Source organism: Flavisphingopyxis soli (assembly GCF_007995095.1).
In the GTDB taxonomy this organism is placed as follows: domain Bacteria; phylum Pseudomonadota; class Alphaproteobacteria; order Sphingomonadales; family Sphingomonadaceae; genus Flavisphingopyxis; species Flavisphingopyxis soli.
In genome coordinates this window covers 672,899-691,058 of the sequence record NZ_VOPY01000002.1, presented here as the reverse complement: position 1 = coordinate 691,058, position 18,160 = coordinate 672,899, and the positions used below count along the sequence as shown (strand labels likewise).

The window sequence follows — 18,160 nt, the reverse complement described above, 5'->3', positions numbered from 1 at the left end:
ACCCGGCAGAAAAGACGCGCTTTCGCCCATGCTGGCCTTGCCCTACGGCGCGGTGCGCTTTAGGAGCGCGGCAACGATTCCCTAGTCGTATGAAGAGCCGAATGACCGACCTATCGCAATATCTGCCGATCCTGATCTTCCTCGGTATCGCCGTGGGATTGTCGGCCCTGTTCGTCTTCCTGCCGATGGGCGTCTCGCGCCTGACGGGCACGCACAATCCCGACGCCGCCAAGCTGAGCGAATATGAATGCGGCTTTCCCGCGTTCGAGGATTCGCGCAGCCAGTTCGACGTGCGCTTCTATCTCGTCGCGATCCTGTTCATAATTTTTGATCTCGAAGCCGCGTTCCTGTTTCCCTGGGCAGTCAGCTTGCAGGATATCGGCTGGGCCGGCTGGACGACGATGATGGTGTTTCTCGCCGAACTCGCGCTCGGCCTCGTCTATGCGTGGAAAAAGGGAGCGTTGGACTGGGAATGAGCAATTCTTCGATCCTTACCGACCATCGAGGGCTGACGCCCGAAGGCCATGTACCCGAGCTGCACCCCGCCGAAGGGACGCCACCCGATCGCGCCTATTTCGACGATCTCAATGGCGAGCTCGGCGACAAGGGCTTTCTCGTCACTTCGACCGAGGATCTGTTCAACTGGGCGCGCACCGGCTCGCTGTGGTGGATGACCTTCGGTCTGGCCTGCTGCGCGGTCGAGATGATCCACGTCAACATGCCGCGCTACGACATGGAGCGCTTCGGCGCCGCACCGCGCGCATCCCCGCGCCAGAGCGACGTGATGATCGTCGCGGGCACGCTGTGCAATAAGATGGCCCCCGCGCTGCGCAAGGTCTATGACCAGATGTCCGATCCCAAATATGTGATCAGCATGGGCAGCTGCGCCAATGGCGGCGGCTATTACCATTACAGCTACTCGGTCGTGCGCGGCTGCGACCGGATCGTGCCGGTCGACATCTACGTGCCCGGCTGCCCGCCGACCGCCGAGGCGCTGCTTTACGGCGTCATGCAGTTGCAGCGGAAAATCCGCCGCGTCGGCAGCTTCGACCGGTAACGCGCAGATGGCATCCCCCGCACCCAAATTCGCCCCGAACGACGGCATTCTCGACACGCTCGTCGGCGCGCTCGGCGACGCCGTGCGCTCGTCGAAGGAAGCCGTTGGCGAGATCGCGCTGACGGTTGACCGCGACAGCCTCGTCGCGACGCTGACGACGCTGCGCGACAATCATGCCTATCAGCAGCTGATGGAGATCGCGGGGGTCGACTACCCTTCGCGGCCCGACCGTTTCGAAGTCGTCTATTGCCTGCTCAGCCTGACGAAAAACCACCGTATCCGCGTTCACGTCACGACCGACGAGGACAGCCCGGTGCCGAGCGTGACGGGGCTGTGGCCCAACGCCGGCTGGTTGGAACGCGAAGTGTTCGACATGTACGGCGTGCTGTTCGCGGGCAATACCGACCTGCGCCGCATCCTGACCGATTACGGCTTCAAGGGTCATCCGCAGCGCAAGGACTTCCCGCTGACCGGCTATGTCGAATTGCGCTATTCGGAGACCGAAAAGCGCGTTGCCTATCAGCCGGTCGAACTGGCGCAGGATTTCCGCACCTTCGATTTCCAGTCGCCCTGGGAAGGCGCCGAATATGTCCTGCCCGGCGACGAAAAGGCGCCGCAGGAGCCAGGTGCTCCGTCGCCGATCAAGTCCGACAAGGCGGCCGACGCAAAGGCGAGCGAAAGCGATGCCAAGGCGCCGCCCCCAACGCCCAAGACGACCGACAACGCGTCGCAAACCGGCGCTGGCAAGGCGACCGACAAGAAGGCGGCCAAGCCCGTCGATGACGTCGACAAGGCGCTGAAGACCAAACCCGCGTCGAAGAAGCCTGCGCCGAAAAAGCCGGCAGCCAAGCGCAAGCCTGCTGCCAAGCCTAAGAAGGAGGGATAACCGATGGCTGACCTCCTCGAAGAAATCGCGCACGAACGCGACGCCGCCGATCCGACGATCGGCGATACCGAGATCCAGAACTACACGATCAACTTCGGGCCACAGCACCCCGCGGCGCACGGCGTGCTGCGCATGGTGATGGAACTCGACGGCGAGATCGTCGAGCGGATCGATTGCCATGTCGGCCTGCTCCATCGCGGCACCGAGAAGCTGATCGAATACAAGACGTATCTGCAGGCGTTGCCCTATTTCGACCGGCTCGATTATTGTTCGCCGCTGTGCATGGAGCATAGCTACGTTCTAGCGATCGAGAAGCTGCTTGATCTGGAAGTGCCGCTGCGCGCGCAATATCTGCGCGTGCTGTTCGCCGAGCTGACGCGCATTTCGAACCACATGCTCAACATCGGTTCGCACGTCATGGACGTCGGCGCGATGACGCCCAATTTGTGGGTGTTCGAGCTGCGCGAAGACTGCATGAACTTCTTCGAGCGCGTGTCGGGCGCGCGGATGCACAGCGCCTGGTTCCGCCCCGGCGGCGTCCACCAGGATGCGCCGCTCAAGCTGCTCGCCGACATCGGCGACTGGGTCGATACGCGCCTGCCCAAATTGTTCGGCGACGCGATGAGCCTTGTCATCGACAACCGCATCTTCAAGCAGCGCAACGTCGACATCGCCGTGGTCAGCAAGGACGATGCGGTTCGCTGGGGCTTTTCGGGTCCGATGCTGCGCGGGTCGGGCATCGCCTGGGATTTGCGCAAGTCGCAGCCTTACGACGTCTACGACCGGATGGAATTCGAAGTGCCCGTCGGCACGCGCGGCGATTGCTACGATCGCTTCATGGTCCGCGTCGAGGAAGTCTACCAGTCGGCGAAGATCATCAAGCAGTGTCTCGCCGAAATGCCCGACGGCCCGATCGCCAGCCTCGACCGCAAGGTGGTGCCGCCCAAGCGCGCCGAGATGAAGCAGTCGATGGAAGCGCTGATCCACCATTTCAAACTCTATACCGAGGGCTTTCACGTCCCCGCCGGCGAAGTTTATGTCGCGACCGAAAGCCCCAAGGGCGAGTTCGGCGTGTACCTGATTGCCGATGGCAGTAACAAGCCGTACCGCTGCAAGATCCGCCCGACCGCCTTCAGCCATCTGCAGGCGATGGACTTCATGACCCGCGGCCACATGCTCGCCGACGCGACCGCCATTCTCGGCGCGATCGACGTCGTGTTCGGGGAGTGCGACCGGTGAAAATCTTTAAACCCGTGGTCTTGATCGCTTTCGCGGTTGGGATGTTGGTTCCTGCGTTTGTCCTTCAAAGCCATCCTGATCCATCCTCTGACGGGCATCAGGGTTTAGCGGTACGATTTCTCATCCTAGGCACAATTGTCCTCGTGATTTCCGTTTTGTGGGAACTCTTAAGACAGTTGAAGTCACTCGATACGAGGCGCGAAAATGGCTGACGCACCCCAAATTCCCGACGAAGCCGAAACCCGTGCGCGCTGGGGCGCGTTTGCGTGGACTCCTGACAACGCCAAGGAAGCGCAGCGGCATATCGACAAATATCCCGCCGGGCGGCAGGCGTCGGCGGTGATGCCGCTGCTCGACCTCGCCCAGCGTCAGGTCGGGGCAGAGACTGATACGCAGGGCTGGCTGCCGATCCCGGTGATCGAGTACGTCGCCGCGCAGCTCGACATGCCCAAGATGCGCGTGATCGAGGTCGTCAGCTTCTACACGATGTACAACATGGCCCCGGTCGGCAAATTTCACATCCAGGTCTGCGGCACGACGCCGTGCATGCTGCGCGGGTCCGACGACGTGCTGGCCGCCTGCTATGCCAAGGGCATGAAGAAGGGCGCGACGACGCCCGACGGGCTGTTCACGCTGACCGAGGTCGAATGCCTCGGCGCGTGCGCCAACGCGCCGATGGTCCAGATCAACGACGACAATTACGAAGACCTGACCGAGGCGAGCATGGCATCGATCCTCGACGATCTTGCCGCGGGCAGGCAGCCGGTGATCGGATCGCAGATCGGCCGCCGCACCAGCGAGCAGGTCGGCGGGCCATCGACGCTCAAGGACATGAAAAAAGAAAACCACGATTATCGCGGGGAATGGGCATGAGCCAACTGGCCATTATCGTCGTCGCGGTGATTGCCATCGGCATCGCGTGGAAACTGCTCAAGGGCGTGGTCAAGACCGTCGCGCTGATCGCGATCCTGCTGATCGCCTTCGGCGTCGTTTACGGCGGGGGATTCTAACGTGCTCGCCGATAAAGACCGCATTTTCACCAACCTCTACGGCTTCCAGCCGTTCGGCCTCGATGCCGCGCGCAAGCGGGGCGACTGGGACGATACGAAGGCGCTGATGGCCAGGGGCCAGGACGCGGTGATCGAGGATATCAAGGCGTCGGGCCTGCGCGGTCGCGGCGGCGCGGGCTTCCCGACCGGGCTCAAATGGAGCTTCATGCCCAAGGAGCCGGTCAAGGATCGCAATGGCAATCCGCGGCCCAACTTCCTCGTCATCAACGCCGACGAATCCGAACCTGGGAGCTGCAAGGACCGCGAGATCATCCGCCACGATCCGCACAAGCTGATCGAAGGCGCGCTGATCGCCGGTTTCGCGATGCGCGCGCGCGCCGCCTACATCTACATTCGCGGCGAATATATCTTCGAAGCCAAGGTGCTCCAGCAGGCGATCGACGAAGCCTATGCCGCCGGGCTGATCGGCAAGAACGCGTCGAAATCGGGCTATGATTTCGACGTCTTCATGCACCGTGGCGCGGGCGCCTATATCTGCGGCGAAGAGACCGCAATGCTCGAAAGCCTCGAGGGCAAGAAGGGCCAGCCACGCCTCAAGCCGCCGTTCCCCGCCGGTGCTGGCCTGTACGGCTGCCCGACGACGGTAAACAACGTCGAGAGCATCGCCGTCGTGCCGACGATCCTGCGGCGCGGCCCGGCCTGGTTCGCCGGTTTCGGCCGCGAGAAGAACCAGGGGACCAAGCTGTTCCAGATTTCGGGCCATGTCGAAAAGCCGTGCGTCGTCGAAGAGGAAATGGGCATCCCGTTCCGCGACCTCATCGAAAAGCATTGCGGCGGCATTCGCGGCGGCTGGGATAACCTGCTCGCGGTCATCCCGGGCGGATCGTCGGTGCCATTGGTCCCCGCGCATGAGATCATCGACGCGCCGATGGACTTCGACGGGCTGAGCGCGCTCAAGTCCGGCCTCGGTACTGCCGCGGTCATCGTCATGGACAAGTCGACCGACATCGTCCGCGCGATCAGCCGCCTGAGCTATTTCTACAAGCACGAGAGCTGCGGCCAGTGCACCCCGTGCCGCGAAGGCACCGGCTGGATGTGGCGCGTGATGGAACGGCTGCGCACCGGCGATGCCGAGATCAGCGAAATCGACATGCTGCTCCAGGTGACAAAGCAGGTCGAAGGCCATACGATTTGCGCGCTGGGGGATGCCGCCGCCTGGCCGATCCAGGGACTGATCCGGCATTTCCGTCCCGAGATCGAGCGCCGAATTGAGGCGCACAGCGGTGCGATGATGGAGGCAGCGGAATGAAGACTTTTCGTATCATGGTCATGCTGGCGTGCGGCTCGTTTCTGGCGAGCGCTGCAATTCCTGCTTTGGCGCAATCGGACAAGCGCATCGGATCGCGCGTCAAGGACCGCCTGATCGCTGTGCCCAACGCTTCGATGGCCGACAATGACACGCTGATGTACCGCATCGCGGAGTGCTCGGCGAACTTGTACGAGCCGGCTGTCCGGGCGGTACTTGCCGCGCGCGACGCGGACAGTCTTGATAAGGCGAAGCGGCCTTTGCACGAACTGCGCCGCTGCGATTTCGTTTACGAGGTCGACGCGAATGCCGAGATGTTCACCATGGCGCTCGACCTGCCGACGATGCGCGGTCTCTATGCCGAGGCGATGTTGCGCAATAAAAAGGCGGACGATGGTTTGCAACCGTTGCCGCTGGTGCAGAACTACAACCGCGACTGGTTTGCCATCACCGGCCGTCCGACCGCGCTCGACGATATGGCGACCTGTGTCGCCGCGATCGATCCGGCCGGCATCCAGTCCATCTTCAAGACCAAATATGGCAGCGAAGATGAAAAGCTGGCGGTAGCCGCGCTCGTGCCCGATTACGGTCAGTGCTTGCAGACAGGCTTCGAACTTCGCTCCGATTCCAAGACGATCCGGCAGGCACTTGCCGAAGCGCTGTATCACCGTGCCTTCGACCCACCCGTTGCGCCCGCTTCGGGGAATCCGTCATGATGGCTGGCGTATTCGGCGGTAGATCAGTCCGCCACTCCATGGCCGACCTTCGCCGCGGAGCTGGACGGCGTTACCAATGGTATGGCGATTCAATCATGGAGTCGGCTCAATGAAATTCCTCCTGGCGACAGCGGCGACCGCGCTGCTCTTGACCCCGGGCCCATCCTTTGCTGCGACTAGTGCGCAGAACACGCAGCGCGTGCAAATCGCGAACTTCGGGCGTTGCCTCGCCGAGCGCGATCGCGCCAAGGCAGCTGCGCTGCTGTCGGGAACGCTCGACGACGATGCCGAACGGGCTGCGCGCGTGAACCTCGACTATAAGGTCTGCAAAGAATATTTCAGCACCTATCAAGGGACGCTGCGCGCGTCTCAGATGCTGATCGACGGCGCGATGGCCGAGGCGTTGCTGGGCAAGACATTGCCCGCACTCGACGCGTCGGCGGTGGCGGCGATCGCGCCGCTGACCTATCCCGAAATCCACGACGTCAATCCGATCGACAAGAAGACCGGCAAGGCGTTGAGCGCCGACGCACTTGCGAAGAAGGAAGAGGGCCGCGTGAACTTTGCCAATTTCGTTGCTTTGCGCCGCCTCGGCGAATGCGTTGTGCGGACCGACCTGGCCGGATCGGTGGCATTGCTGGCGACCGCAATTGCCAGCGATGAAGAGCGCGCTGCGCTGAAAGCCGTTGCGCCCGCATTGCCAGCCTGCATCTCGGCAGGTCAGACGATCAAGCTTGATTACGCCAGCATCCGCGCTTCGACCGCGATCGCTTATTACCGGCTGGCGATGGCCCCGACCGCAAAGGCTGCCGACTAATGCCCAACGTCACCGTAGACGGAATCCCGATCGCCGTACCCGACGGCGCGACCGTGCTGCAGGCGTGCGAGCTTGCCGGCAAGGAAATCCCGCGCTTCTGCTACCACGAACGGCTGAGCATCGCGGGCAATTGCCGCATGTGCCTGGTCGAGGTGAAGCCCGGTCCGCCCAAGCCGCAGGCGAGCTGTGCGCTGCCCGCGACCGAGGGGCAGGAAATCCGTACCGACACGCCGATGGTCAAGCATGCGCGCGAAGGCGTGATGGAATTCCTCCTGATCAACCATCCGCTCGACTGCCCGATCTGCGACCAGGGCGGCGAATGCGATTTGCAGGACCAGTCGATCGCTTACGGCCGCGGCCACAGCCGCTACGACGCCAACAAGCGCGCGGTGACCGAGAAATACATGGGGCCGATCGTCAAGACGGTGATGACGCGCTGCATCCAGTGCACGCGCTGCATCCGCTTTGCCGAGGAGGTCGCCGGGGTCGAGGACATCGGCGCACTCTATCGCGGCGAAGACATGCAGATCACGACCTATCTCGAGCACGCGATCCAGAGCGAGCTGGCGGGCAATGTTGTCGATCTGTGCCCCGTCGGCGCGCTGACATCGAAGCCCTACGCGTTCGAAGCGCGGCCGTGGGAGCTCAAGAAGACGCTCGCGATCGACGTCATGGACGGCGTCGGCAGCAACATCCGCCTCGACAGCCGCGGCCGCCAGGTGCTGCGCGTGCTCCCGCGGATCAACGAGGACGTCAACGAGGAATGGGCGCACGACAAGACGCGCCACCATGTCGACGGTCTCGTTCGTCGCCGGCTCGACAAGCCATTTGTTCGCCAGGGTGGCAAGCTCGTCGCGGCGAGCTGGGACGAGGCGTTTGCCGCCATCGCCAAGGTCGCCAGGTCGGCCAAGGGCTCGGTCGCCGCGATCGCCGGTGACCAGGTCGATTGCGAGACGATGTTCGCCGCCAAATCGCTGGTCAAGGCGCTCGGTTCGGACATGCTCGAAGGCCGCCAGACCGGTTTGGCTTACGACGTGTCGAACCTTGGCGCGGTCAATTTCAACAGCACGATCGCGGGCGTCGAGGATGCCGACGCGATCCTGCTGATCGGCAGCAACCTGCGCTGGGAAGCGCCGTTGATCAACACGCGCGTGCGCAAGGCAATCAAGCGCGGTGCCAGGGTGTTCGGCATCGGCCCCGAGGTCGATTTGACCTATGCGGTCGAATGGTTCGGCAACGATGCATCGCTGATCGCCAAGCTGCCCAAGGCTGCGACCGACGCGTTCAAGGACGCCAAGCGTCCGATGGTCATCGTCGGCGGCGGTGCGCTCAAGCTCGACGGCGTGCAGGGCGCGGCGATGGGCCTGATCAAGACGCTCAAGCTCGTCTCCGAGGGCTGGAACGGCTTCAACGTTGTCCACACCAGCGCGAGCCGGATGGGCGGACTGATGCTCGGCTTTGCGCAGACGGGCGGCATTGCCGACATCGTTGCGGCGAAACCCAGACTCGCGTTCTTCCTCGGCGCCGACGAGGTCGATTATTCGGGCTTCGAGGGCAGCTTCAAGGTCTATATCGGCCATCACGGCGATGCCGGCGCGCATGCCGCCGATGTCGTCCTGCCCGGCGCGAGCTATGCCGAAAAGCACGGCACCTGGGTCAATACCGAAGGCCGCGTGCAGTATTCCGACAAGGCGGTGTTCGCGCCCGGCGACGCGCGCGAGGACTGGAGCATATTGCGCGCTCTCGCCGATGCCTGCGGCGTCGATGTCGGCTTCGACAGTTTCGACGGGCTGCGCGCCGCGATGATCACTGCGGTGCCCGCACTCGGCCGTGAAGGTCTTGCCGGATACGACTTCAGCGCGCCCAAACTCGATGCGAAAGCGCAGATGAAGCTCGGGGGCGAAATCGCCTATCCGATCGCCGATTTCTACCTGACCAACGCGATCTGCCGCGCCAGTCCGACGATGCAGCGCTGCTCGTCCGAAATCCTCCACGGCGACGAGATGCTGGAGGCCGCGGAATGACCGCCTGGTTCGCAAGCTGGGGCCTGACCTACGAAGCTGCGTGGCTTGTCGCCACCATCGTCGGCATCCTCGCGATCGCGTTGCCGCTGATGCTCGCGGTGGCAATGATCATCTACGCCGATCGCAAGATCTGGGCGGCGATCGCGCTGCGTCGCGGGCCCAACGTCGTCGGTCCGTTCGGCTTGCTGCAATCGTTCGCCGACGGCCTCAAGGTGTTCCTGCAGGAAACGATCATCCCGTCGGGCGCCAATCGTGGGCTGTTCCTGATCGCACCGATCATCACCTTTACCGTCGCACTGATGGCGTGGGCGGTGATCCCGTTCCAGGCGGGCGTGGTGCTGGCCAATATCAACGTCGGCCTGCTCTACATCCTCGCGATCAGTTCGCTGGGCGTCTACGGCGTCGTCATCTCGGGCTGGGCGTCGAATTCGAAATACCCGTTCTTTTCCGCGCTGCGCGCCGCCGCGCAGATGATCAGCTACGAAGTCTCGATCGGCTTCATCCTGATTTCGGTCGTGCTCTATGCCGGCTCATTCAATCTGAGCGTCATCACGCTGGCGCAGAAGGGCAACATCCTCGGAATATTCAGCGCCAATGGCCTCAACCCGCTGCTGTTCCCGATTTCGGTGATGTTCCTGATCAGCTCGATGGCCGAAACCGCGCGCGCGCCGTTCGACCTGACCGAGGCCGAGAGCGAGCTCGTCGCGGGCTACCAGACCGAATATTCGTCGATGAGCTTCGCTTTGTTCTGGCTCGGCGAATACGCCAACGTCATCCTGATGTGCGCACTGAACGCGATCCTGTTCTGGGGCGGCTGGCTGCCGCCGGTCGACTGGGCGCCGCTCTATGCCGTGCCTGGGATCATCTGGCTGTTCGCCAAGATACTCCTTTTCTTTTTCATCTTCAGCTGGGTCAAGGCGACCGTCCCGCGCTACCGCTATGACCAGCTGATGCGGCTGGGCTGGAAGGTCTTCCTGCCGATTTCGCTGTTCTGGGTCTGCCTCGTGTCGGGTTGGCTAATGCTGACAAGGTACTCGTAATGATCGCCCACCTCTTCAAATCCTTCTTCCTCGTCGAGTTCGTCAAGGCGCACTGGCTGACCTTGAAGTATTTCTTCAAGCCCAAGGCGACGATCAACTATCCGTACGAGAAGAACCCGCTCAGCCCGCGTTTTCGCGGCGAGCATGCGCTGCGCCGCTATCCCAATGGCGAGGAACGCTGCATCGCGTGCAAATTGTGCGAGGCGGTGTGCCCGGCGCAGGCGATCACGATCGAGGCCGAGCCGCGCGACGACGGCAGCCGTCGGACGACGCGCTATGACATCGACATGACCAAGTGCATCTATTGCGGCTTTTGCCAGGAAGCGTGCCCGGTCGACGCGATCGTCGAGGGGCCCAATTTCGAATATTCGACCGAAACCCGCGAAGAACTGATCTACGACAAGGGCAAATTGCTTGAGAACGGCGACAAATGGGAACGCGCAATCGCCGCGAACCTTGCCGCCGATGCGCCCTATCGCTAACCGGCTCGCACGACTCAAAAGGGGCACCAGAATCACGTGATCCAGACGATCGCCTTTTACCTGTTCGCTACGCTGGTCATCGCCAGCGGGGCGCTGACGGTGTTCGCGCGCAATCCGGTCCATTCAGTGCTGTGGTTGATCCTCGCCTTCTTCAACGCGGCAGGATTGATGATCCTACTCGGTGCCGAGTTCATCGCGATGCTGCTGATCATCGTCTATGTCGGCGCGGTCGCGGTGCTGTTCCTGTTCGTCGTCATGATGCTCGACGTCGATTTTGCCGAATTGCGCGCCGGTTTCGTGCGCTACCTGCCGCTCGGGGCCTTGCTTGCGATCGTGCTGGCGGTCGAGATCGTCTTTGCCATCGGCGCGTGGAGCGCGGGCGCGATCAACATGGGCGCGCGGATCGCACCGGTGGCGAGCGACGTTTCGAACACGCAGGCGATCGGGCAATTGCTCTATACGCGCTACATCTTCCTGTTCGAGGCAGCAGGGATCATCCTGCTCGTCGCGATGGTCGGCGCGATTGTCCTGACCCATCGCAAGCGTGGCGGCGTCAAGCCGCAAGATATCGGCCACCAGGTCCGCCGTCGACCCGAAGACGCAACGCGCCTGACGCGGCCCGAAAGCGGGCAGGGGGTAGAACTGTGATTGGTTTGACGCATTACCTCGTCGTCGGCGCGATCCTGTTCGTGCTCGGCGTGCTCGGCATCTTCATCAACCGCAAGAACGTGATCATCATCCTGATGGCGATCGAGCTGATCCTGCTTAGCGTGAACATCAACCTCGTCGCCTTCAGCGCCTATCTCGGCGATCTCGTCGGGCAGGTGTTTTCGATGTTCGTCCTCACCGTCGCGGCGGGCGAGGCGGCGATCGGGCTTGCCATCCTCGTCATCTATTTCCGTGGCCGCGGCACGATCGCCGTCGACGACGTCAACCGGATGAAGGGATAGATCCGGCGTGATCAAGCTTATCGTTTTCCTGCCGCTGCTCGCCGCGCTCGTCGCCGGGCTCGGCAACCGCATGATCGGCAATGTCGTCGCCAAGGCGATCACGACCGGCGCGCTGCTGACCTCGTGCGCGCTGAGCTGGCCGATCTTCCTCGCCTTCGTCGCGGGTAACGCATCGCCAAGCGTCACGCCGCTGTTCACCTGGATGCAGTCGGGCGGTCTCGATATCGCCTGGAGCCTGCGCGTCGATACGCTGACCGCGGTGATGCTCGTCGTCGTCACGAGCGTGTCGAGCCTCGTCCATATCTACAGCTGGGGCTATATGGACGAAGACCCCGACCAACCGCGCTTCTTTGCCTATCTGTCGCTGTTCACTTTCGCGATGCTGATGCTGGTCACCGCCAACAACCTGGTCCAGATGTTCTTCGGCTGGGAAGGCGTCGGCCTGGCCTCGTATCTGCTGATCGGGTTCTGGTTCAAGAAGCCCAGCGCCAACGCCGCCGCGATCAAGGCGTTCGTCGTCAACCGTGTCGGCGATCTCGGCTTCATGCTGGGTATCTTCGGCACCTTCCTTGTTTTCGGGACGGTCTCGATCCCCGACATCCTCGCCGCCGCACCGGGCATGGCGGGCAGCGCGATCACCTTCCTCGGCATGCGGCTCGACACGATGACGATCCTCACCCTGCTGCTGTTCGTTGGCGCGATGGGCAAGTCGGCACAGCTTGGCCTCCACACCTGGCTGCCCGACGCAATGGAAGGCCCGACCCCGGTCAGCGCGCTGATCCACGCCGCGACGATGGTCACCGCAGGCGTGTTCATGGTCTGCCGCCTGTCGCCGATGTTCGAAGCCGCGCCCGTCGCGCAGGGCTTCGTTATTTTCATCGGCGCGGCGACCTGCCTGTTCGCTGCCACCGTCGCGACGACGCAGACCGACATCAAGCGCGTCATCGCCTATTCGACCTGCAGCCAATTGGGTTACATGTTCTTCGCCGCGGGCGTCGGAGCCTATGGCGCGGCGATGTTCCATCTGTTCACCCACGCGTTCTTCAAGGCGCTGCTGTTCCTTGGCGCGGGCAGCGTGATCCATGCGATGCACCATGAACAGGACATGCGCTATTACGGCGCGCTGCGGAAACGCATCCCGCTGACCTTCTGGGCGATGGTTGCCGGTACGCTGGCGATCACCGGTGTCGGCATTCCCGGACTTGCGGTCGGTTTCGCCGGATTCTGGTCGAAGGATGCGATCCTCGAAAGCGCCTGGGCGGCCGGATCGCTCGGCGTCGAAGGCGGCCATCTCGCCTTCCTCGTCGGCGCGTTCGCCGCTCTCCTGACGAGCTTCTACAGCTGGCGGCTGATCTTCCTGACGTTCTTCGGCAAGGCGCGCTGGACGCAGAGCGAGCATATCGCGCACGCGCTGCATGATGCGCATGGCGATCATCACGCCGACAGCGATCACGACAATCCTCCGTCGCAGGAAGATGCCGGGCACGAACCCGCGCAACATGGCCCCGCTGCAGCTGGCCTGAGCGACGGAACCGGCGGCTATCACCCGCACGAAAGCCCATGGTCGATGCTTGTCCCGTTGATCGTCCTGTCGATCGGTGCGGTCGCCGCCGGACAGGTGTTCCACCATGTCTTCGTCGATCCCGAGGGCGGTCTCGCCTTCTGGAACGGCAGCATCGCGTTCGACGCGCATCTCGCGCACGCCAGCCACGAAGTGCCGACCTGGGTGATGTTCACGCCGTTCGTCGTGATGCTGACCGGTCTGTGGATAGCGTACAACAACTATATCCGCGATCCGGGCGCGCCTGCGCGCTTCACCGCGATGTTCGGACCGCTCTACACCTTCCTGCTCAACAAATGGTATTTCGACGAGCTCTACAACGTCATCTTCGTGCGACCCGCTTTCTGGTTCGGTCGCCTGTTCTGGCAGCGTGGCGACGTCGGTATCATCGACCGTTTCGGCCCCGATGGCGCAGCGCGCGCGGTGCAGGGCGGCAGCGTCCTGACCGGACGGCTCCAGTCGGGTTTTCTTTATACCTATGCGCTCGTGATGCTGCTGGGTCTCGCCGGTCTCGCGACCTGGGCAATGGTGCGTTTCTGACATGATCGAGTCCAGTCTCCCTATCCTCAGCCTGATGCTCGCGGTGCCGTTTGTGGCGGCGCTCGCCTGCCTGTTCGTCGGTGATCGTGCCGCACGCTGGATCGCGCTCATCGCGACGCTGGTCGATCTTGCGCTCGGCGCCGTGCTGTGGGCGAATTACGACATTGGCGGCGCTCAGTGGCAGTTTGTCGAAAGCATCGCCCTGTTCGGAACCTTCAAATGGGCGCTCGGCATCGATGGCATCGCGCTGATGCTGATCATGCTCAGCGTCTTCCTGATGCCGATCTGCATCGGCGCCAGCTGGGTGGCGATCAAGACTCGCGTCGGCCTCTACATGGCGTGTTTCCTGCTGATGGAAACGCTGATGATCGGCGTATTCGCGGCGCAGGACCTGTTCCTGTTCTATATCCTGTTCGAGGCCGGGCTGATCCCGATGTACCTGATCATCGGCATCTGGGGCGGAACCAACCGGATCTACGCCAGCTACAAGTTCTTCCTCTACACGCTGCTCGGATCGGTGCTGATGCTGATCGCGATGCTGTGGATGGCCAATGCTGCGGGTACGACCGACATCCCGACGCTGATGCAATATGATTTCCCGGCGCAGGCGCAGACCTGGCTGTGGCTCGCCTTCTTCGCCAGCTTTGCGGTCAAGATGCCGATGTGGCCGGTTCACACCTGGCTGCCCGACGCACACGTCCAGGCGCCGACCGCGGGCTCGGTGATCCTGGCCGGCGTGCTGCTCAAGATGGGCGGTTACGGCTTCCTGCGCTTCAGCCTGCCGATGTTCCCCGATGCCAGTGCGCAGTTCATGTGGCTGATCTTTGGCCTGTCGATGGTCGCGGTGGTCTACACCAGCCTTGTCGCGCTGGTGCAGTCGGACATGAAGAAGCTGATTGCCTATTCGAGCGTAGCGCACATGGCGATCGTCACCGCCGGGCTGTTCGCGTTCAACCAGCAGGGCATCGAGGGCGCGATCATGGTCATGCTCGGCCACGGTCTCGTTTCGGGCGCGTTGTTCCTCTGCGTCGGCGTGATCTACGACCGGCTCCACACGCGCGAGATCGCGCGCTATGGCGGCCTGGCGATCAACATGCCGCGTTATGCGCTGTTCTTCATGCTGTTCACCATGGCCAGCGTCGGCCTGCCGGGGACGAGCAACTTCGTCGGCGAATTCCTCGGCATCATGGGTATCTATCAGGCATCGAGCTGGATGGCATTTGTCGCGACGACGGGAATCATCCTGGGCGCTGCCTACATGCTCTACCTCTATCGCCGCGTCGTCTTTGGCGAGCTCGTCCATGACGACGTTCGCGCGATGCCCGATCTTTCCATTCGCGAATGGGCGTTGCTCGCGCCGATCGCCGCCGCCGTCCTGTGGATGGGCGTCTATCCCGAAAGTTTCCTCGCGCCGATCCGCGGCGACGTCACCGCGCTGACCGCGCGCCTTGCCGCGACCGCACCTGCCGGCGACGCGCATCTTGCGATCGGCAAGCCGAAGCTGACGCCCAAGGGCGAAGCGCTGCACGGCGCCGCAACCGGCGAGGGCCATTGAGATGAACCACGATATGTCCGCCTCGCTCTTGCTCGTTGCGCCCGAACTGACCCTGACGCTTGCCGGTCTCGCCTTGCTGATCTGGGCGGCCTTCTTCGGCGATCGCCACGCGACCGGCATCAGCATCGCCGCAGTCGCCGCGCTGGTTGGCGCGGGCGCGCTGACCTCGCTTGCGCCCGCCGCTGGCGGCAACGCCTTTGACGGCCTTGCCCGCGTCGATGCTTTTTCGACCTTCGCGCACGTCCTGATCTATTTCGCCGCAGCCGTCGCGATCATCATCGCGCCGCGCTTTTTCCGCGCGCACACGCCGGGCGGGCACGGGTTGATGCGCGCCGAATATCCGATCCTGATCGTCTTTGCCGCGGTCGGCATGGGGATGATGGTTTCGGCAACCGACCTGATGACGCTCTATGTCGGGCTCGAGATGAACAGCCTCGCGGCCTATGTCCTGGCGAGCTTTATCCGCACCGATACGCGCTCGGCCGAGGCGGGCCTCAAATATTTCGTTCTCGGCGCGCTCGCCAGCGGCATCCTGCTTTATGGCATGAGCCTGCTCTACGGGTTCAGCGGCACGACGAATTTCGCGGGCATCGCCGCCGCGATGGGGGCCGATTTCTCGGGCGGGCTTGTCTTCGGCCTCGTCTTCGTCCTCGCCGGCCTGGCCTTCAAGATCAGCGCGGTGCCGTTCCACATGTGGACGCCCGACGTTTACGAAGGCGCGCCGACGCCGGTCACTGCCTTCTTCGCCAGCGCGCCCAAGGTCGCGGCGATGGCGCTGACCGTGCGCGTCTGCATCGAGGCGTTCGGACCGACGACGCTCGACTGGCAGCAGATCATCATTTTCCTCGCGCTCGCATCGACGATCCTCGGCGCGGTCGGCGCGATCGGCCAGCGCAACATCAAGCGACTGCTCGCATATTCGTCGATCAACAATGTCGGCTTTGCATTGATCGGCCTCGCCGCCGGTAGCGAAGCGGGTGTCGCGGCAACGATGAGCTACATGGCGGTCTATGTCGTGATGACGCTCGGCAGCTTCCTGTGCATCCTGCAACTGCGCGATGCGGGCGGCGCCTATGTCGAGGATATCGCGCGGATGGCGGGTCTCGGCAAGGCGCGGCCGTGGCTCGTCGGGGCCATCGCGCTGTTCATGTTCAGCCTAGCGGGCATTCCGCCGCTGTTCGGTTTCTGGCCCAAGTTCCTCGTCTTCGATGCCGCGGTTCGCGCGGGGCTGTTGCCGCTGGCGATCATCGGCGCACTGAGCTCGGTGATCAGCGCCTTCTATTATCTCAAGGTGATCAAGACGATGGCTTTCGATGAAGCGCCCGCCGACGCGCCGCAGTGGACCGCCGAGGGCAATGCGGTCGAGACCGGGCTGATCGGCTTTACCGCCACCGCGATTTCGCCGCTCGGCTATCTTGCCATCGCGCCGCTCGCCTATCTCTCGGGCAACGCCGCGCTCGCGCTGTTTCGTTGATCGAACACCTCGCCGAGACAGATTCGACGAACCGCCTGCTGGCCGATCGTGCCGCCGAAGGTGTGCCCGAAGGCAGCTGGGTCCGCGCCGATCGACAGACCGGGGGCAAGGGGCGCCAGGGGCGTCGCTGGGAAAGCCCGCCGGGCAATCTCTATGCTTCGACGCTCGTGCGCCTGCGCGATGGCGACCCGCCCGCGCCGACGCTCGCGCTCGTCGCGGGCATCGCGATGTGGGAGGCGGTCGCGCTATCGCTTCCCGATCACGAGAGCCTCAGGATCAAGTGGCCCAACGACCTGCTGCTCGATCGGGCCAAGCTCGCGGGCATATTGCTCGAACGCCATAATGATGCGGTGATCGTCGGCATCGGGGGCAATCTCATGCAGGCGCCAGCGATCGAGGGCCGAGCGACTGCCGCGCTCGCCGATCTTGGTCCGGCGCCCGAGGCGACCACCTTTTGCGAAACGCTGGCCGACACCTTCGCGCGCGAACTTGCGACCTGGCGCGATGCCGGGTTGGCCGAAACGCGTCGCCGCTGGCTGGCGCGCGCGCTGGCGCCGGGATCGCCGCTCGGCTATCATGGCGAGGACGGCCGCCGGCACGACGGACTGTTCGAAACGCTCGACGAAAGCGGTGCGCTCGTCCTGCGGCTGGCGGATGGGAGCCGGATGACGGTGACCGCCGGCGATGTCGACCTGCTGACCGAAGGATAATTTATGCTGCTTGCCGTCGATGTCGGTAACACCAACGTCGTTTTTGCGCTGTTCGACGGCGATGCGATCAAGGCGCGCTGGCGGATCACGAGCGATCCGCGCCGGACCGGCGACGAATATGCCGTCTGGCTGCTCCAGCTGATGGAGCTCGAAGGCTTTGACCGCGCCGATGTCGGATCGGTCATCCTCGGCAGCGTCGTCCCGCGCGCGATGCACAACCTCACCGTCCTCGCCGAGAAGTATTTCGGCACAACGCCGATCGTGGCGGGGCAGGGCAGGGCCGACTGGGGCTTCCTCGTCGATGTCGACGAGCCCGCCAGCCTCGGCGCCGACCGCGCGCTCAACGCCATCGCGGTCCATGCGCAGCATCCCGGCGACGCGATCGTCGTCGATTTCGGCACCGCGACGACGTTCGATTTCATCGATTATTCGGGCAGCTACAAGGGCGGCATCATCGCGCCGGGGCTCAATCTGTCGCTCGACGCGCTGGTCGGCGCGACCGCCAAGCTGCCGCGCATCGCGATCGAGGCGCCCGCGGGCAAGAGCGTCCTAGGCCGCAATACCGAGGACCAGATGCTGATCGGCGTCTTCTGGGGCTATGTCGCGATGATGGAAGGGTTGATCGTGCGGATGCGCGCCGAAATCGGCCGCCCTGCAAAGGTCATCGCCACGGGGGGGCTTGCCGTGCTATTCGACGGAAAGACCGACCTGTTCGATCAGGTCGAGCCCGACCTCACGCTCCACGGCCTTCGGCTGCTGGCGCAGCGGGCGAGCGACTGAATTATCCCATACC

The 18,160-nt window shown here is 63.4% G+C and carries 19 protein-coding genes; all 19 read left to right on the top strand.

The window, feature by feature from the left end; translation table 11 throughout:
• Window positions 1–101 precede the first annotated feature (101 nt).
• The 19 genes from FSZ31_RS09910 to FSZ31_RS09825 all read left to right on the top strand — a co-directional run bounded on the left by FSZ31_RS09910 (window position 102) and on the right by FSZ31_RS09825 (window position 18,147).
• The gene (locus tag FSZ31_RS09910; protein WP_147123172.1) at window positions 102–476 is read left to right on the top strand and encodes an NADH-quinone oxidoreductase subunit A; all 375 of its coding nucleotides are present in this window, start codon (window positions 102–104) and stop codon (window positions 474–476) included.
• Window positions 467–1,057 (top strand): NuoB/complex I 20 kDa subunit family protein, encoded by a 591-nt coding sequence (locus FSZ31_RS09905; RefSeq protein WP_408021657.1) that lies wholly within the window; start codon window positions 467–469, stop codon window positions 1,055–1,057. The genes FSZ31_RS09910 and FSZ31_RS09905 overlap by 10 nt, the downstream gene beginning before the upstream one ends.
• A gap of 7 nt (window positions 1,058–1,064) precedes the next feature.
• Window positions 1,065–1,943, top strand: coding sequence for an NADH-quinone oxidoreductase subunit C (locus tag FSZ31_RS09900; protein WP_147123171.1), 879 nt, complete (start codon window positions 1,065–1,067; stop codon window positions 1,941–1,943).
• A gap of 3 nt (window positions 1,944–1,946) precedes the next feature.
• Complete coding sequence (locus FSZ31_RS09895) at window positions 1,947–3,182, top strand: NADH-quinone oxidoreductase subunit D (RefSeq protein WP_147123170.1); 1,236 nt, start codon at window positions 1,947–1,949, stop codon at window positions 3,180–3,182.
• A 204-nt stretch (window positions 3,183–3,386) separates the two neighbouring features.
• Window positions 3,387–4,055 carry a complex I 24 kDa subunit family protein gene (locus FSZ31_RS09890; RefSeq protein WP_147123169.1) on the top strand — a complete coding sequence of 223 codons (669 nt, stop codon included), beginning with the start codon at window positions 3,387–3,389 and terminating at the stop codon, window positions 4,053–4,055.
• Entirely contained in the window at window positions 4,052–4,192 is a 141-nt protein-coding gene (locus tag FSZ31_RS12910) for a hypothetical protein (RefSeq protein ID WP_201739157.1), read from the top strand. Before FSZ31_RS09890 ends, FSZ31_RS12910 begins: the two co-directional genes overlap by 4 nt.
• 1 nt (window position 4,193) lies before the next feature.
• Window positions 4,194–5,501, top strand: coding sequence for an NADH-quinone oxidoreductase subunit NuoF (nuoF, locus tag FSZ31_RS09885; RefSeq protein WP_147123168.1), 1,308 nt, complete (start codon window positions 4,194–4,196; stop codon window positions 5,499–5,501).
• Window positions 5,502–5,635: 134 nt separating this feature from the next.
• Window positions 5,636–6,214: a hypothetical protein gene (locus tag FSZ31_RS09880; protein WP_147123167.1), complete on the top strand. Its 579-nt coding sequence runs from the start codon at window positions 5,636–5,638 to the stop codon at window positions 6,212–6,214.
• 109 nt (window positions 6,215–6,323) lie between these two features.
• Complete coding sequence (locus FSZ31_RS09875) at window positions 6,324–7,031, top strand: hypothetical protein (RefSeq protein WP_147123166.1); 708 nt, start codon at window positions 6,324–6,326, stop codon at window positions 7,029–7,031.
• Window positions 7,031–9,055, top strand: coding sequence for an NADH-quinone oxidoreductase subunit NuoG (gene nuoG, locus FSZ31_RS09870; protein WP_147123165.1), 2,025 nt, complete (start codon window positions 7,031–7,033; stop codon window positions 9,053–9,055). The genes FSZ31_RS09875 and nuoG overlap by 1 nt, the downstream gene beginning before the upstream one ends.
• Window positions 9,052–10,095 (top strand): NADH-quinone oxidoreductase subunit NuoH, encoded by a 1,044-nt coding sequence (gene nuoH / locus FSZ31_RS09865; RefSeq protein WP_147123164.1) that lies wholly within the window; start codon window positions 9,052–9,054, stop codon window positions 10,093–10,095. The genes nuoG and nuoH overlap by 4 nt, the downstream gene beginning before the upstream one ends.
• Window positions 10,095–10,577, top strand: a complete 483-nt coding sequence (nuoI, locus tag FSZ31_RS09860) for an NADH-quinone oxidoreductase subunit NuoI (RefSeq protein ID WP_147123163.1) — start codon at window positions 10,095–10,097, stop codon at window positions 10,575–10,577. The genes nuoH and nuoI overlap by 1 nt, the downstream gene beginning before the upstream one ends.
• Window positions 10,578–10,613: 36 nt before the next feature.
• A complete protein-coding gene (locus FSZ31_RS09855) occupies window positions 10,614–11,225 on the top strand; it encodes an NADH-quinone oxidoreductase subunit J (RefSeq protein ID WP_147123162.1) in 612 nt (203 codons plus the stop codon).
• On the top strand, window positions 11,222–11,527 hold the full coding sequence (gene nuoK, locus FSZ31_RS09850) for an NADH-quinone oxidoreductase subunit NuoK (RefSeq protein WP_147123161.1): 306 nt from the start codon (window positions 11,222–11,224) through the stop codon (window positions 11,525–11,527). The genes FSZ31_RS09855 and nuoK overlap by 4 nt, the downstream gene beginning before the upstream one ends.
• 7 nt (window positions 11,528–11,534) lie before the next feature.
• Window positions 11,535–13,628 (top strand): NADH-quinone oxidoreductase subunit L, encoded by a 2,094-nt coding sequence (nuoL, locus tag FSZ31_RS09845; protein ID WP_147123160.1) that lies wholly within the window; start codon window positions 11,535–11,537, stop codon window positions 13,626–13,628.
• Window position 13,629: 1 nt separating this feature from the next.
• Window positions 13,630–15,183 carry an NADH-quinone oxidoreductase subunit M gene (locus FSZ31_RS09840; protein ID WP_147123159.1) on the top strand — a complete coding sequence of 518 codons (1,554 nt, stop codon included), beginning with the start codon at window positions 13,630–13,632 and terminating at the stop codon, window positions 15,181–15,183.
• A gap of 1 nt (window position 15,184) precedes the next feature.
• Window positions 15,185–16,657 (top strand): NADH-quinone oxidoreductase subunit NuoN, encoded by a 1,473-nt coding sequence (nuoN, locus tag FSZ31_RS09835; protein ID WP_408021651.1) that lies wholly within the window; start codon window positions 15,185–15,187, stop codon window positions 16,655–16,657.
• Entirely contained in the window at window positions 16,654–17,367 is a 714-nt protein-coding gene (locus FSZ31_RS09830; protein ID WP_147123158.1) for a biotin--[acetyl-CoA-carboxylase] ligase, read from the top strand. The genes nuoN and FSZ31_RS09830 overlap by 4 nt, the downstream gene beginning before the upstream one ends.
• A gap of 3 nt (window positions 17,368–17,370) precedes the next feature.
• The gene (locus FSZ31_RS09825) at window positions 17,371–18,147 is read left to right on the top strand and encodes a type III pantothenate kinase (RefSeq protein ID WP_147123157.1); all 777 of its coding nucleotides are present in this window, start codon (window positions 17,371–17,373) and stop codon (window positions 18,145–18,147) included.
• Window positions 18,148–18,160 lie beyond the last annotated feature (13 nt).